Annotated in this window: 11 protein-coding genes and 1 tRNA gene; 9 read left to right on the forward strand and 3 right to left on the reverse strand. The window is 58.4% G+C overall.

Annotation, left to right across the window (positions count from 1 at the left end; translation table 11 throughout):
• Positions 1-76 precede the first annotated feature (76 nt).
• A tRNA-Leu gene (locus tag CORAM0001_RS10315) sits at positions 77-160 on the reverse strand.
• A 307-nt stretch (positions 161-467) separates the two neighbouring features.
• Here CORAM0001_RS10315 and CORAM0001_RS10320 point away from each other — a divergent pair.
• The 7 genes from CORAM0001_RS10320 to pknB all read left to right on the forward strand — a co-directional run bounded on the left by CORAM0001_RS10320 (position 468) and on the right by pknB (position 9,710).
• Entirely contained in the window at positions 468-1,376 is a 909-nt protein-coding gene (locus tag CORAM0001_RS10320) for an FHA domain-containing protein (RefSeq protein ID WP_005511911.1), read from the forward strand.
• Positions 1,377-1,497: 121 nt separating this feature from the next.
• Positions 1,498-1,959, forward strand: a complete 462-nt coding sequence (locus CORAM0001_RS10325; protein WP_005511899.1) for an FHA domain-containing protein FhaB/FipA — start codon at positions 1,498-1,500, stop codon at positions 1,957-1,959.
• Positions 1,956-3,311, forward strand: coding sequence for a PP2C family protein-serine/threonine phosphatase (locus tag CORAM0001_RS10330; RefSeq protein WP_040361961.1), 1,356 nt, complete (start codon positions 1,956-1,958; stop codon positions 3,309-3,311). Before CORAM0001_RS10325 ends, CORAM0001_RS10330 begins: the two co-directional genes overlap by 4 nt.
• A complete protein-coding gene (locus CORAM0001_RS10335; protein ID WP_005511906.1) occupies positions 3,308-4,669 on the forward strand; it encodes an FtsW/RodA/SpoVE family cell cycle protein in 1,362 nt (453 codons plus the stop codon). Before CORAM0001_RS10330 ends, CORAM0001_RS10335 begins: the two co-directional genes overlap by 4 nt.
• Positions 4,670-6,106 carry a penicillin-binding transpeptidase domain-containing protein gene (locus CORAM0001_RS10340; RefSeq protein ID WP_005511908.1) on the forward strand — a complete coding sequence of 479 codons (1,437 nt, stop codon included), beginning with the start codon at positions 4,670-4,672 and terminating at the stop codon, positions 6,104-6,106.
• 2 nt (positions 6,107-6,108) lie between these two features.
• A complete protein-coding gene (locus CORAM0001_RS10345; protein ID WP_005511913.1) occupies positions 6,109-7,596 on the forward strand; it encodes a serine/threonine-protein kinase in 1,488 nt (495 codons plus the stop codon).
• Positions 7,597-7,649: 53 nt separating this feature from the next.
• Entirely contained in the window at positions 7,650-9,710 is a 2,061-nt protein-coding gene (pknB, locus tag CORAM0001_RS10350; protein ID WP_005511909.1) for a Stk1 family PASTA domain-containing Ser/Thr kinase, read from the forward strand.
• 3 nt (positions 9,711-9,713) lie between these two features.
• Here pknB and CORAM0001_RS10355 read toward each other — a convergent pair whose 3' ends face one another.
• Positions 9,714-10,385 carry an aminodeoxychorismate/anthranilate synthase component II gene (locus CORAM0001_RS10355; protein WP_005511901.1) on the reverse strand — a complete coding sequence of 224 codons (672 nt, stop codon included), beginning with the start codon at positions 10,383-10,385 and terminating at the stop codon, positions 9,714-9,716.
• 135 nt (positions 10,386-10,520) lie between these two features.
• Here CORAM0001_RS10355 and crgA point away from each other — a divergent pair, with 135 nt between their 5' ends.
• Positions 10,521-10,790, forward strand: coding sequence for a cell division protein CrgA (crgA, locus tag CORAM0001_RS10360; RefSeq protein WP_005511903.1), 270 nt, complete (start codon positions 10,521-10,523; stop codon positions 10,788-10,790).
• A gap of 695 nt (positions 10,791-11,485) precedes the next feature.
• Here the strand turns inward: crgA and CORAM0001_RS10365 are convergent.
• A complete protein-coding gene (locus CORAM0001_RS10365) occupies positions 11,486-12,022 on the reverse strand; it encodes a peptidylprolyl isomerase (protein WP_369707163.1) in 537 nt (178 codons plus the stop codon).
• Between the two features lie 304 nt (positions 12,023-12,326).
• On the opposite strand from CORAM0001_RS10365, the gene CORAM0001_RS10370 reads away from it, so the two are divergent.
• Positions 12,327-13,187 carry a hypothetical protein gene (locus CORAM0001_RS10370; RefSeq protein ID WP_005511905.1) on the forward strand — a complete coding sequence of 287 codons (861 nt, stop codon included), beginning with the start codon at positions 12,327-12,329 and terminating at the stop codon, positions 13,185-13,187.
• Positions 13,188-13,324 lie beyond the last annotated feature (137 nt).

Here is a 13,324-nt window from a genome sequence, read left to right on the forward strand (position 1 = left end):
ACACAAGCCCCGCTCGAACCGCCACCGCAAACAAAAAAATCCTCGGAAGCTTTTAAACTTCCGAGGATCTTCGCTGTGGGCGAAGGGGGACTTGAACCCCCACGTCCGTAAAGGACACTGGCACCTGAAGCCAGCGCGTCTGCCATTCCGCCACTCGCCCGTGGGAACGAATAGAACTATAACACCCCGCGCTAATACACCACCAAATCCCCAGGCCAGCGCGCGTTTTTCACAACTTTTCACCACTTTTCAAGCACTTTCCAACGGCATTTAAGACGCCTTTTTCACCCTTAGTACCAGCAACTCACTCCACAACCGTCGTCACTATTTGATAAACCTCAGCAGTTCCTAGCCCTTAACTGAAGGTGTAGGGCTCTATACTGTTGCTTAAGTATCGATAATTTTTGTGCACATTTTTCACGTAACCCGCCGCGGTTTGGCGGGAGAAGGCGAATTTCTTTAGTCAGATGGATTTCCTAGGACGCATCCGCAAGCTCGATAGCTCGCTTCAGCGCGGGCTCGACAACAGCTTTGCGCGCGTGTTCGGCGGCAAGGTTGTCCCGAATGAGTTAGAAGAATGCCTAAAGCAGGAAATTGAAGACTTCCTGATGCAGGACGCCAACGGTCAGTACTTGGCACCCAATGATTTCCGCATTGGCATCAGCGCTGCCGACTACAAGAACCTTTCTGCGTCCGAGCCCAACCTGCCGAATCAGTTGGCTGACCGCATGACGCGCTACTGCCGTAATAACGGCTGGGGCTTCACCGGTTCCATTAGCGTCCACCTGCAGGCAGTGGAGTCTCTCCACACCGGCCAGTTGAAGACGGCCAGCACTTTCACCGAGGACACCGTAAGCACTTCGGAGTTCGTTCCTTTCGACGACAGTGCTGAGAATGCTGACAGTGCCAACACTGACGCAGCCCCGTCGCAAAGCGATGATGAACCCCAAGCTGCAGAGACCTCTGCCGCCTTCCACCCGCAGCCGGAAGCTGAGCAGTTCCCCACCGCTTCCCGCCCCATCCCCGCGGTCGACCCGGAGGCTGCAACTGAGCTGAGCAGCGCGGCCGTGGGTGAAGACCCGCCCCAGGAAAAGACCGTCACCCTGCTGTTGCAGGACGGCTCCTCGCGCATATTTGAGGTGCGCCATGGTTCGAACATCATCGGCCGCGGCACCGCTTCCGACTTCCGCCTCCCGGATACTGGTGTATCCCGCCAGCATGCCGAGATCACGTGGGATGGCCAGGACGCTGTGCTCGTCGATTTGCATTCGACCAACGGCACCATTGTCAATGGCGAACCCATCGATAACTGGCTGCTGGCCGACGGCGACGAAATCTCGCTGGGACATTCTGTTCTCGAAGTTCAGATCCGCTAAGTAGTGAGGTTTACCAGGTTCAAATGCCACTACCCTAGGTTTGCCGACACATTCCTGGAATAATTACGTCCGTGTGTTCGGTTGCGGACCCACCAGCTCTACATAAGGAGGTTCCTCGGACGTGGAAGCTATCGTTTTTCTGCTTTCGCGCATCGGCGTGCTGGTCGTCCTGTGGTTTTTCATTTGGATGACGCTTCGCACCCTGCGTACAGAAACAACTGGCTCGGCTCCGCTGCGCCCACTTCGGCAGACCAGCAGTGCTCCGGCCAAGCGTTTCCAGCGCTCGCAGACTCCACATCAGCTCCTTGTCACCTCCGGGCCGCTGGCGGGTTCGCGCATGAACCTAAACAACCAACGCGACATCACTATTGGCCGTTCAGAGTCGAATGCCTTCGTCCTCAACGATGATTTCGCCTCGGGCCAGCACGCTCGCGTCATCAACCGCGACGGCATCTGGTACCTGGAGGATCTGGACTCCCGCAATGGCACATTCCTCAATGGTCAGCGCGTGGAACAGCCGGAACGACTGGCTTCGGGTATGGAATTTCGTATTGGCCGTACAACTTTGAGGTTGCAACCATGAGTCTTGCTCTGAATTACACGGCCCGCTCTGACCGCGGCCTCATCCGACAGAACAACGAGGACTCCGCCTATGCGGGTTCGCGTCTGCTCGCGCTTGCCGACGGCATGGGTGGCCACGCCGCCGGAGAAATCGCATCCCAGCTGATGATCGCAGCTGTCTCTCGGTTGGACAATGATCAGCCCGGCCCCGATTTGCTCGAGTCCCTGCGCAGCGCCTGCATAGAGGGCAATAACTCCATTGCGGATGAAATTGAGCAGAACCCCTCTACGCAAGGCATGGGCACTACGCTGACTGCTCTGCTTTTCGACGGCACCCGCCTGGGCATGTGCCATGTCGGTGACTCGCGTGGCTATCTGTTGCGCGACGGGGAGCTCATCCGCATTACCCGGGATGACACTTATGTGCAGTCGCTGGTGGACGAGGGCAATCTCACCGAAGAAGAGGCGGCAATTCACCCTCAGCGCTCACTGATTTTGAAGGCTCTCACCGGTCGCCCGGTGGAGCCTACTTTGTCTTATCGCGATGTCCACGAGGGCGATCGCTACCTGCTGTGCTCGGATGGCCTGTCCGATCCGGTGTCCGCGGACACCATCAAGGATGTGCTCTCGGAGGGGACTCCGGACGAGGCCGCTACCAAGCTCATTGACTACGCGTTGAAGTCCGGTGGTCCGGATAACATCACCGTGGTGGTTGCCGATGTTGTCGATTCGTCGGCACGCACACCTTACGAGCCCGCCCTGGCCGGTGCCCTGCAGAGTGCGGAGGAGGAACTCCCCCGCCCCAATACGGCAGCGGGTCGCGCGGCGGCACTCCGCCCGCGGAAGTCACAGGAAATTGCAGTGACTTCGGCGCCGGAGAAGAAGGCTTCCAAGGGCAAGTGGCTAGTTGTTTCTGTGGTGCTGGTGCTGGTGGCCGGTTTGGTCGGCCTTGGTATTTGGGGCTGGCAGAAGAAGGAGTCGATGTACCATCTCGCGGTGGTCGACGGGCAGGTGCAGCTGATGCACGGCGTGCCCGGTAGTTTGCTGGGCTTCGATCTGCAAGAGCCACATCAGTTCATCTGTTTGACCGATGACAACGAGGTTCAGCTTCCTCCGGCTGGGACGCCGAAGGATAAGGTCGACTGCCACATCATGACGCCGGAAGATCTCTCGCCGGCGGCACGCAATTCGCTGGAAGGTCTGCCGGCTGATTCCTACGACGGTGTCAGCGACCAGATTGGCCGTTTGGCGGAGTCGGCACTGCCGGTATGTCTGTCCGTGTCCGACGACGACAAGGACGCAACTTCCGCCGACAAGAAGGATGAAAAGCTGGGTTCGAAGCCAGGAGTCAACTGTAGGCAGGTGCGAAAATGAGTGAAACTACCGCGAAGCGACAGCTTCGGATGAAGGAAATGCTCCTGCTGCTGCTGTCGGCAGGATTGTTGCTTTTGGCACTTATTTCGCTCGAGCTGGCTCAGGGCAACTCGCTGACCGCAGATGTCTTTTACATCATTGGCGGATTCTTTGTGATCTTTGCAGTGGCGCATATCGCGCTGACCTTTGTGGCACCCAACGCCGATCAGGTGATGCTGCCGGTTGCAGCCACTCTCAACGCCTTGGGGTTGGTGATGATCCACCGCCTCGACCTGGCCAATGACACCTCGTTAGTGCGCAACCAGATCATGTGGACCGTACTCAGTGTCGCACTGTTTATCGGCGTGATCGTCCTGCTGCGCAACCATCACTCACTGTCGCAGTACTCGTATCTGCTGGGTCTCGGCGGCTTGATTCTGTTGGCGCTACCGCTGGTGTGGCCGTCGTCGATTAATGCTGATGCCCGCATCTGGATTTCCATCGGCCCGTTCTCCATGCAGCCTGGTGAGTTTGCCAAGGTCATGTTGCTGATCTTCTTCGCACAGCTGCTGGTGAATAAGCGCTCGCTGTTCAATGTGGCGGGTAAGCGTTTCCTGGGCATTGATTTCCCGCGTGTTCGCGATCTGGGTCCGATTCTGCTGATCTGGGGCATCGCTACTGTCATCATGGCTCTGCAGAATGACTTTGGTCCGGCGCTGGTGCTCTTCGGCACTGTGCTGGCAATGCTCTACGCTGCCACCGGTCGTGGTTCCTGGCTCATCATCGGCATGGGGCTGGTGACCATCGGTGTTGTCGGTGTCTACATGGTTTCGGACAAGATTCAGGCGCGAGTCACGCATTTCCTGGATCCGTTGGGCTCCTACGACGAGGGCGGCTACCAGCTCTCCCAGGGTCTGTTCGGCATGAGCTGGGGTGGCATCGGTGGCACCGGTCTGGGCCAGGGCTACCCACAGAATATTCCGGTGGCACACTCTGACTTCATCCTCTCCGCCTTTGGCGAGGAGCTCGGTTTTACCGGTCTGAGTGCCATCATCCTGCTGTTCGCGATTCTGATTTCGCGCGGTATTTCGGCGAGCTTGGCGGTACGTGATTCCTTCGGCAAGCTGCTGGCGGCCGGCATCGCATTCTCGATGGCCATTCAGCTGTTCGTGGTTGCAGCCGGTGTTTCCAAGCTGATGCCACTAACCGGTCTGACTACACCGTTCATGTCAGCCGGTGGTTCCTCACTGCTGGCCAGCTACATCATGTTGGCCATCGTGCTGCGCGTCTCTGACGAGGCCAACCGCCCCTGGGGCATTCCAAGCAACCCTTCGGGCCTCAACGACAATGCCAACGCATCTCAGGGGGTGAACCAGTAGATGAATAAGACCATTCGCCAAATCTTTGTTGTCGTACTCGGGCTCTTCGTTCTTCTACTGGCGAACCTGACCTACATCCAGGGCTTCCAGGAGGATAAGTACGCCCACAATCCGCTGAATAGCCGCCAGTTCCTGGAGGAAAAGTCCAAACCTCGCGGCCAAATCACCACTGACGGCGACATTCTGGCCCACTCGGTCAAGGGCGAGAACGGCTTCTATGACCGCAGCTACGACACCGACCCGGAGGCATATGCCGCGGTGGTCGGATACCTGTCGGACATCTACGGCTCCGCCGGTATCGAACGCTCCCAAAACGAGATCTTGAACGGCAGCGACCCTTCGCTGTTTACCTCCCGCGCCCTCGACATGGTCACGGGCAAGGAACCCGCTGGGGCCTCCACCGAGCTGACGCTGTTGCCGAACGCTCAGCGGACTGCGTACCAACAACTCGCTGAACGCGGCTACGTCGGCTCCGCCGTCGCCATTCGCCCATCGACGGGTGAAATTCTCGCGATGGCCTCCACACCGTCGTTCAACCCAAATGACATCGCGGCCGGCGACGAGAGTACCTGGCAGTCCCTCAATAACAATGAGGGCGCACCGCTGCTCAACCACGCCACTCAGCGTCCGCTGCCGCCGGGTTCCACTTTCAAGGTGTTGACCACGGTCACGGCACTGGAGCAAGGCGCCTCCCCGGACACCTCAGTCACTGGCGCACCGCAGATTACGCTGCCGGATACCACCACCACGTTGGAAAACTACGGTGGCTCGACCTGTGGCGGGGCTACTACGACTCTCCGCCAGGCTTTCGCACAGTCCTGTAATACGGCATTCGCGGAGCTCGGTATGCAGTACGGGGCCGATGCGCTCAAGGACGTCGCAAAGCGATTCGGCATCGGTGAGACCCACGACGACGCGGGCCTGCCGATTCAGCCCTCCACCGTCGGTGAGATTCCGGATCAGTCCTCGCTGGGGCAGACTTCCATTGGTCAGCGCGACGTGTCCTTCACACCGCTGGACAACGCCATCATCGCCGCCACGATTGCCAACGGTGGCGTGCGCATGGAACCCCAGATCATCAAATCGGTGCGCGGTGCCGACCTCTCCGAAATCAAGTCCTTCAAGCCGATTGAAGCCGGCGAGGCGATTTCGCCGGAGGTCGCGGAGACCGTAACTGAGCTGATGCGCGGCTCCGAGTCACACTCCGGCGGTAATGGTTCGCGTATTGCCTCCAAGACCGGTACCGCGGAACACGGTGCTGTCCGCGGCGAGTACGCACCGCACGTTTGGTACATTGCCTTCGCGCCGGACGCCGATGTCGCAGTGGCTGTCGTCGTGGAAAACGGTGGCGGCCAAGGCCAGGGCGCTACCGGCGCCTCCGTTGCCGCCCCGATTGGCCGTGCGCTCATTGACGCGGTCGAACAGGCGGGTCGATAAGCATGGATGCCCACCAAGTTCAAGACATCGTTGGCGACCGATATCACGTCCGCCGTCTGCTCGGCCGTGGCGGCATGTCCACCGTCTGGCTTGCCGACGACGCCACCAGCGGCGAACTGGTTGCAATCAAACTTCTGAACCAGGAGTACTCGGACAACTACGAGTTCCGGCAGCGCTTCCAGAACGAAGCCGCCGCTGCGCGCAGCGTCAGCAGCCCAAACGTGGTGAAGATTGTCACCTACGAGGAAGGCGACATCGGCAGCCACGGCGCGTGTTACATCGTCATGGAGTACATCCGTGGCGAATCTCTGTCGCAGGTGCTGCAGCGTCGTCGTACCCTGCCAGAGCACCTGATGCTCGACGTGCTGGAGCAGACTGCACACGGCCTGTCGGCAATTCACGCTGCGAACCTTGTCCACCGCGACATTAAGCCGGGCAACCTGTTGGTGACGCCGGAGGGCACCGTGAAGATTACCGACTTTGGCATTGCCAAGGCCGCTGAAGCGGTGCCTCTGACGCGTACCGGCATGGTTGTCGGCACCGCGCAGTATGTCTCACCGGAGCAGGCGCAGGGCAAACAGGTGAGTCCGGCGACTGACATTTACTCGCTTGGCTGTGTCGCCTACGAAATGGTGGCCGGCGCCCGCCCCTTCCAGGGCGACTCCACCGTCGCGGTTGCCGTGGCACACATCAACGAGGCACCACCTGCGTTGGCGCCGACGGTCAATCCGCATATCCGCGAACTTATCGGCATTATGCTGCGCAAGAATCCGCAGCGTCGCTATGCCGATGGCCGTGAGCTGGCGCAGGCTGTTTTGCGAGTGCGCGCGGGGCACCGCCCACCGCAGCCGCGTGGTGTGACCCCAACGGTGCACCGTCAATCCAACGCTGCCAACCCGGCGACCACCGAACTCGGTGCCATGACGCGACCGCCCATGCCGGTGTCGCAGCCACAGCAGCAACCGCAGCGGCCACAGCAGCAACCCGCCCGACAGCGAAAGCCGGCAAAGAAGCGCAGCGGCTGCGGTTGTGGCTGCGGCAGCATTGTGCTGTTGGTGCTGCTAGTGTTGCTGGCCGGTGCTATCGCGGTCGTCTATTCGCTGTCGACTACCGGTTCACTGCCAACCATTCCGAACTTGGAGCAGTACATTCCGAACCAGTCACAGCAGCAGACCACAGAGGAAAACACCGACCCCAACGACGGTTCTGGTTACGGTTGGTCGGGAGACAATTCCGGTAACTGGGGAAATAACGACGGCGGCAACTCTGGTGAAAACTACGGCGGCAACAATGACGGTGCCTCTGACAACTCCACTGAACAGGACACCAGCGAGACCGCACCGGGTACCTCCGAACCGACCCAGGATCCGGGCAACGACAATGGCAACGACTCCAGTGACGACGACTCCAGCGGCGGTGGTCTGCCCGGTATTCAGTTGCCCCTGGGAAATGACTCCGGTAGTACCTTGGGGACTCCAGATGCACAGTAATATTCAGGTACAAGATGTTTTGGTGGAAATCCTTCCGAAGGGACTGACGAACAATGTCTGGCAATGACGATCTCCTCTCCGGCCGTTATCGGCTCGGCGAGCTCATTGGCGTTGGCGGCATGTCCGATGTCTACCGCGCTGAAGATACTGTTCTCGGTCGCTCTGTCGCGGTCAAGATGATGAGGGCCGACCTTGCCAGGGATGAGAACTTCCTCGCAAGGTTCCGTCGTGAAGCGAAAAACTCGGCTCTGCTGAATCACCCTTCGATCGTGTCGGTGTACGACACCGGTGAGACGGATAGCCCGATGGGGCGCGTGCCTTTCATTGTCATGGAGCTGATTCAGGGCGAGACCCTGCGTGATCTTGTTCGTCGTGAGGGGCGGCTCGACCCGAAGAAAGCCGCGTCGATTATGGCATCGGTGTGTGATGCGCTGACGGCATCCCACCATGCGGGCATTATTCACCGTGACATCAAGCCGGCGAACATCATGCTGACCAACACCGGCAAGGTGAAGGTGATGGACTTCGGCATCGCTCGCGCGCTCGGTGATTCCACCACGATGACGCAGACTGCGGCGGTGCTGGGTACCGCGCAGTACCTCTCGCCGGAGCAGGCGCGCGGTAAGACCGCCGATGCCCGTTCCGATATCTACGCTGTCGGCTGCGTACTTTTCGAGGCCGTCACAGGTGCCCCGCCGTTCACCGGCGAAACCCCTCTTTCTGTCGCTTACCAGCACGTTCAGGATCAGCCGCCGCGACCTTCGGGGAAGCTCAACACCGACCCGAACACGGCTCAGGCCCTCGACGCGGTGCTGCTGACCGCGATGGCCAAGGATCCGATGGAGCGCTACGACTCGGCAGAGGACTTCGCCCAGGATTTGCGTCGGCTTGCACGCGGCGAGGATCCGTTGGCGCTGGCGCACCACGGCGCGCATGACGACGACGCGAAGACAACCGAATTCCTTCCGGCAGCTCCATCGGATGCTGCGACCCGGGTGACCCCTGCGCAGCAGGCAACTCCGGCCCCTGTCCCTGCTCCGGCTCCTGCTCCGGAACCGGCGAAAGCAGCTGCCCAGCCGGAAGCCCCTGCTCAGATTGCTAACACTGACGAGCCTGAGAAAAAGAAGGGTGGCGCAGGAAAGACTGTCGCGTTGGTGGCCGCTGCGATGGTGGCTCTCGGCGGTGTCGGCTACGGCGCCTACCAGTTCTTCGAGTCGTCCAACAAGGTCGAGACCGTTGCCATTCCGCAGGTCGAGGGCCTAAATGTCAATGAGGCCATGCAGGTTCTCGAGCAGGCTGGTTTCGTGGTCAACCGCGTCGACGAGCCGAACCCAGATGTACCCCGAGACACGGTGATTGCCACCGAGCCGGGCGTCGGCTCGGGGTTGCCGCAGGGATCTCGCATCAAGCTGCGCGTATCTTCAGGACCGGAGTTGACCAATGTGCCGGATGTGCGTGACAAACAGGCTGAGGAAGCTCGCCGCCTGCTCGAGGAGGCGGGGCTTGTCGTCAACCCGAAGCTGCAAGAGGAACCGAATGAGGACGTTCCGCGGGGCAATGTCATCGAGCAGTCTCCAGCTGCCGGTTCTCAAGTGTCGAAGGGAACCCGCGTAACTTTGACTGTCTCCTCCGGTATCGAGACCAAGACTGTTCCGGATGTCACTGGTCAGAGGTTGGATTCCGCCCGCACGACCCTCGAGTCCGCTGGTTTCGTTGTCGAGGTGGTGGAGGTTGACTCCACTGAGGAGCAGGGAACCGTCGTTGAGGTTCCCCAGAAGGGCACGGAGCTCACCGTCGGAACGACTGTCGAGCTGCACGTTTCGCGCGGCAACCAAATTAAGATGCCACGAGTTGAGGGCCAGACTCTTAGCGATGCGGAGAAGGCACTCACCGATGCCGGCTTCGAGGGCAATATCCGCACCGAGGAAGTCACCACGCTGGATCTGTCCAAGGTCGACCACGTGGAGAAGGCCGAACCGTCGGCCGGCTCCAAGCTCAACAAGGACGGCGAGGTCACCCTACGCGTCTACCGGCTGGGGGTCGCCCCGGAGAGTTCTGAGAACGAGCCTGCTCCGGAACCTCCCATAAGGCTGCCGGATCTGCTGCCTAACTAGCGGCTAGTGTGCCAGCACGTCTGAGAAAGCGCGCTGGTACACGGCCTGCTGCTCTTCCAACTCCGCCAGGAGTTCCTCGGTGTACTCGCCGCCGGCCAGTCGCAGCCAATTGACCAGCATGCGGTGCCCATACTGGGTGAGTACCGACTCCGGATGGTACTGCACGCCGTGAATCGGCAGGTCGCGGTGGCGCATCGCCATCAGCATGCCCGAATCCGTAAATGCCGTGGCGATGAGCTCCTCCGGCAACGTCTTCGGATCCACCGTTAACGAGTGGTAGCGCGTGGCAATAAAAGGACTGGGCACATCGGCCAGAACACCCGTGCCGTCATGAGTGACCGGGGAGGTCTTGCCGTGCAACAGCTCGTCGGCACGCACGACCTGCGCACCAAAAACCTCACCAATCGCCTGGTGACCCAAACACACACCCAACACTGGTGTCGGCTCGTTCTGCCTGCTCACCGCGCGAATAATGTCCTCTGTCCACCCCGCATTAGACGGCTCACCGGGACCGGGCGACAGTAGGATTGCATCAAATTGCTTTACGACGTCGTCAACATCGCGGAGACGCGCATCATCATTGCGCCAGACAGTAACCGTTTCGCCGAGCTGGCCTATGTACTGGACCAGATTGAATACGAAGCTGTCATAGTTATCGACGACGAGAATCTGCATAACTGGGAATTCTACTGCCTGCGAACTTCACTGGTAAGTTCGGATGCAAAGTTTACAATTATGCATATACCGCGGGAGTGTAGATACCGCGCTGATCGCAACCTGCTGACCACAACCTAAGGAGTTTAAAGCGCTATGCCTAAGGCAAAGATTGAAAGCACTAATTCACCACAATCCGGTGGCTCCTCCGTCAGCCGTACCCCGGTCAAGATCAATAGCACTCAGACACCGGTGTGGTACAAGGTGCTGATGTTCGGGTTCATGCTGATCGGTTTGGGCTGGCTGCTGGTCAACTACATCGCGGGTCCTCATATTCCGTTCATGGTGACTTTGAACGCATGGAACTACGTCATCGGCTTTGGTCTGTTCATTGTTGGTCTGCTCATGACCATGGGTTGGCGTTAGTCAGTTCTAATACACCGCACCCCTCAGGCGCATCCACTTTTGGATGCGCCTTTTTCATACCTAAAAACCCAGGTCAATTCACCCCCGTCAATACACCCGTTTCCCACACGTTTTTCGGAGAATGAGGATTCCGCTCCTACTGATCGCGCAAAAAAGTTATCCACAGAAACCTGTGTAACAATCGTGTAATTTGTGGATAACTGTGGAGAGATTTCGTCCCAAATTTCTCACGGGTTACGTGACAGAAACCGTAAAGCATGACAACTTTCAGTCGATCCTGTGTGTCCACAGCATCCACAGCCTGTGGATAACTCTGTGAACAAGTAACATAGTTGCAAGTCACGTTGTGTGTAACTCCAATATTCTGCGGGATTCGACCACTTTCGAACGCTGGTTCGTAAATTACAAGAATGGAATTATCCACACATGTGCACAAGTCTGTGGACAACTGTGAATTGTTGTAATTTGTGAAAATTGGGACCCGTAACGTGCTTCTTAGCCCGTGTTCACCTAGGTGAACAGTGGAGTATTTTGTCCACAGGGCTGTGGACATGTGGAGAATCAACACGATTTGCTACTACCCCCACTACCCCTAAACACAACATTGAGGTTACGGGCCGTCGTAAAGCGAAAATGGGCATGAAAAAACCCGCCCGGAACAACCGGACGGGTTAAAGAGCGTAGAAGCTAGCGGATTACTTCTCGATATCGATGGAGGTAATCACGACCGGCTCCAACGGGCGATCCCAGTGATCGGTAGCCACACGAGCGATCTCGTCGACAACCTTCTTCGAAGCGTCATCAGCGACCTCACCGAAGATGGTGTGAGCGCCATTGAGGTGCGGGGTCGGAACCACGGTGATGAAGAACTGGGAACCATTGGTGCCACGACCGCCGCGCTTGCCGGCGTTTGCCATAGCGAGCAGGTACGGACGATCGAACTGGAGCTCCGGGTGAATCTCATCGTCGAACATGTAGCCCGGGCCGCCGGTGCCGGTACCCAGCGGGTCACCACCCTGAATCATGAATCCGGCGATGATGCGGTGGAAGATGGCCTCATCGTAGAACGGGCCGGACTCGGTGCCAGAGGCGTTCTGCCCCTTGTACTCCTTCGTGCCCTCTGCCAGGCCGATGAAGTTGTCGACGGTGTTCGGCGCGTGGTTGCCGAAGAGGTCAATCACGATATCGCCATGGTTGGTGTGCACAGTTGCAGTAGCAGTCTTAATAGTCACGTTCCTTAGGATACCGACCTTGGTGGCCAATTGCTCCTACTGGTGAGTTTCTCCGTGGCAGAAACCAGTGCAAATGTTTCTCAAGATAAGGAAAAGAGTTCTTCGTTGACCCCCATGGAAGCCAATTAGTGCCTAAGCTGGAATGTGAGCCTGCTGCAAATATTTCGGCGCTAGGCCTAGCTGGGCTCTAGCTCTTGAACTTAGAAGCATCTTGGTCTCAGAAGCACTGGCGCCGCAGCAGTAATAATCATTGATTGAGAATTAAAGGCGATGCCTGTTGGCGACGCACTAATTAAGGAGAGTCATGAACCCCAACGCAATCTCGCTGGCTGTCAAGGGACTGAAGTCCGCTTACGACAGCTACTCGGATTACCGGGACAAGAAGGCTGCAGAGCTCTACGACACGATGCAGGAGGCTAAGAAGGTGGCAGCTGCACAGAACGAGGCAGCAAAGGACGCAGCATCCACTTGGGCGGAAGACGTTAAGGAAAAGGTTTCCGACGCTCGCGAGCAGTTTGCGGAGCAGGCTGACGAACTGACCAACAAGGTCGAAAAGAAGTCCAAGCAGGCAAAGAAGGACGCAAAGCTCAAGGGCAAGAAGACTCGTTGCAAGACTCGCTGCGAGGCTAAGAAGGCTGAAAAGAAGGCCAAGAAGGCGCGCAAGGACCTCGAGGTGCGCACTCAGAAGGCCATCGACAAGGTAACCGGCAAGGAAGAGCAGCGCGCCAAGAACGGTCGCATTGCAACCGCTTCCCTGGTCTTCGCTGTTGTTGCAGCAATTGTTGGTGTCATCGTCTGGAAGCTGCGCAAGGACGATAAGCTCCCGGTTGACCCAGCACCGTACCAGCAGAAGGCCGAGGCGTTTAAGACCAAGGTCGAGGACAAGGCCGCTGAGGTCAAGGAGACCGTTGAAGAGAAGGCTTCTGAGGCTAAGGAAAAGGCTGAAGAGGTAAAGGACAAGGCAGCTGGCAAGGCCGACGAGGCCAAGGACAAGGCTGCTGAGGCCAAGAAGACTACTGAGGAGAAGGCCGCAGAGGCTTCCAAGCAGGCTCAGATCAAGGTCGACGAGGTCAAGACCGAGAAGAAGAACGCTGACGACGCTAAGAAGATCTCTTCCAAGCCGTCCAAGCCCGCTCCGAAGCCGGGTCAGGCTCGCAAGAAGTAAATAGGCGGCTAGATAGCCAAAAGCCTTTTCACGCCCGATTGTTCTGTGCAGTAGATGCGCAGACGGTCGGGCGTTTTGCTGTGTATATCTTCCTAGCTTTCGTCTCGATCTAGTTCTTTGGCTCTCCAGCCTTTGTC

The sequence above is a fragment of the Corynebacterium amycolatum SK46 genome (assembly GCF_000173655.1).
Classification (GTDB): domain Bacteria; phylum Actinomycetota; class Actinomycetes; order Mycobacteriales; family Mycobacteriaceae; genus Corynebacterium; species Corynebacterium amycolatum_A.

What these genes read in the sequence shown, in the direction of transcription:
- CORAM0001_RS10320 (WP_005511911.1), top strand. Translation starts at nt 468, where the DNA reads ATGGATTTCCTAGGACGCATCCGCAAGCTCGATAGCTCGCTTCAGCGC.
- CORAM0001_RS10330 (WP_040361961.1), top strand. Translation starts at nt 1,956, where the DNA reads ATGAGTCTTGCTCTGAATTACACGGCCCGCTCTGACCGCGGCCTCATC.
- CORAM0001_RS10335 (WP_005511906.1), top strand. Translation starts at nt 3,308, where the DNA reads ATGAGTGAAACTACCGCGAAGCGACAGCTTCGGATGAAGGAAATGCTC.
- CORAM0001_RS10340 (WP_005511908.1), top strand. Translation starts at nt 4,670, where the DNA reads ATGAATAAGACCATTCGCCAAATCTTTGTTGTCGTACTCGGGCTCTTC.
- CORAM0001_RS10345 (WP_005511913.1), top strand. Translation starts at nt 6,109, where the DNA reads ATGGATGCCCACCAAGTTCAAGACATCGTTGGCGACCGATATCACGTC.
- pknB (WP_005511909.1), top strand. Translation starts at nt 7,650, where the DNA reads ATGTCTGGCAATGACGATCTCCTCTCCGGCCGTTATCGGCTCGGCGAG.
- CORAM0001_RS10355 (WP_005511901.1), bottom strand. Translation starts at nt 10,385, where the DNA reads ATGCAGATTCTCGTCGTCGATAACTATGACAGCTTCGTATTCAATCTG.
- crgA (WP_005511903.1), top strand. Translation starts at nt 10,521, where the DNA reads ATGCCTAAGGCAAAGATTGAAAGCACTAATTCACCACAATCCGGTGGC.
- CORAM0001_RS10370 (WP_005511905.1), top strand. Translation starts at nt 12,327, where the DNA reads ATGAACCCCAACGCAATCTCGCTGGCTGTCAAGGGACTGAAGTCCGCT.